This window comes from Mesorhizobium sp. M7A.F.Ca.CA.004.12.1.1 (assembly GCF_003997835.1).
In the GTDB taxonomy this organism is placed as follows: Bacteria; Pseudomonadota; Alphaproteobacteria; order Rhizobiales; family Rhizobiaceae; genus Mesorhizobium.
This window is the reverse complement of record NZ_RZRK01001247.1, coordinates 1-1126: the sequence shown is the minus strand read 5'-3', so window position 1 is coordinate 1126 and position 1126 is coordinate 1. Positions and strand designations below refer to the sequence as shown.

Sequence of the window (1126 nt, the reverse complement as noted above, 5' to 3'; positions counted from 1 at the left end):
GCATGCGCCACCGGCGTGCCGTAACGCTCGGCCTGGACGAGCGCCTGCGACACCGACTTGACCGAATCCAGGCCGGTGCGGCTTGCCAGGTTCTCGTAGGCCTGCTTGCGCTCCGGCAGGTAGGAAAGCTCGGCGTTGGTGAGGATGAACTCTTCCGCCAGCGCCACCGATTGCGCACCGATCTCGTCGGCGACCTTGCGCAGTGCCGCTTCCACCGACATGCCCGATTCGACGCAGATAAGCATCAGATCGAGCCCATCCGGCCATGCCATCTGGATCGACTGCTTGCGCTTGGTGGCGCGGTTGTTGACGTAGATGACTGGCGCGTAGAAGCCGCCGTAAGCAACGAGGACGCAGACGAACAGCCTGATGACCAATGGCTTGTCGGGCAGTCCTCCGAGCGCGAAGATGTAGATTGCGGCCAGCGCGAAACCGACGAAAGGAAGTACGAGACGGAAGAAAAGAAACCGCGTCAGCGGATTCTGTCCACGAAAGCCGGCCACCTTGAGTTTCTGCAAGGTGCCTTCATCGGCGAGCGCGCGTCTCAGATCCAGCCGGTCGACAATGTTGCGCATGCCGACCGACTGTTCCTCGCGCAAGCCCTTGCGACGGCGGTCGGCCTCGACCGCAAGCCGGGCGCGCTGTTGCGCACGCAGTTCGTCGCGTTCCAGCGCAACGGATTTCATGCGTGACTTGAGCTGGTTTCCGCCAAACGCCGGCAGCAAGGTGAAGACGGTCGCAAACACCGCTATCGCGACCAGCATCGCGATCAGGAAGCTCGGATCCGTCAGGGTCTTGATGACTTGCTCGGTCATGCCAGCATCCTAGACTTCGAAGTTCATCATCTTGCGCATCACCAGGATGCCGATCAACATCCAGACCGCAGAGCAACCAAGGATCAGGTTTCCGACGCTGGTGTTGAAGAGCGGCATCAGGTAGGCCGGGCTCGACAGGTAGACGAGAAAGGCGACGATGAAGGGCAGCGCACCGATGATCGCGGCGGACGCCTTCGCTTCCATCGACAGCGCCGCGACCTTGGCTTTCATCTTCTTGCGATCGCGAAGCACGCGCGAAAGATTGCCCAGCGCCTCGGAGAGATTGCCGCCGGCCTGCGACTGTATCTGGA

The 1126-nt window shown here is 61.5% G+C and carries 2 protein-coding genes; both read right to left on the bottom strand.

Going from position 1 to position 1126, the window contains the following annotated elements:
* On the bottom strand, positions 1 to 815 hold an 815-nt coding region (locus tag EN984_RS35520; RefSeq protein WP_164765964.1), incomplete at its 3' end, for a type II secretion system F family protein.
* Positions 816 to 824: 9 nt separating this feature from the next.
* Positions 825 to 1126: type II secretion system F family protein (locus EN984_RS35515; RefSeq protein ID WP_206517573.1), on the bottom strand; the 302-nt coding region annotated here is incomplete at its 5' end.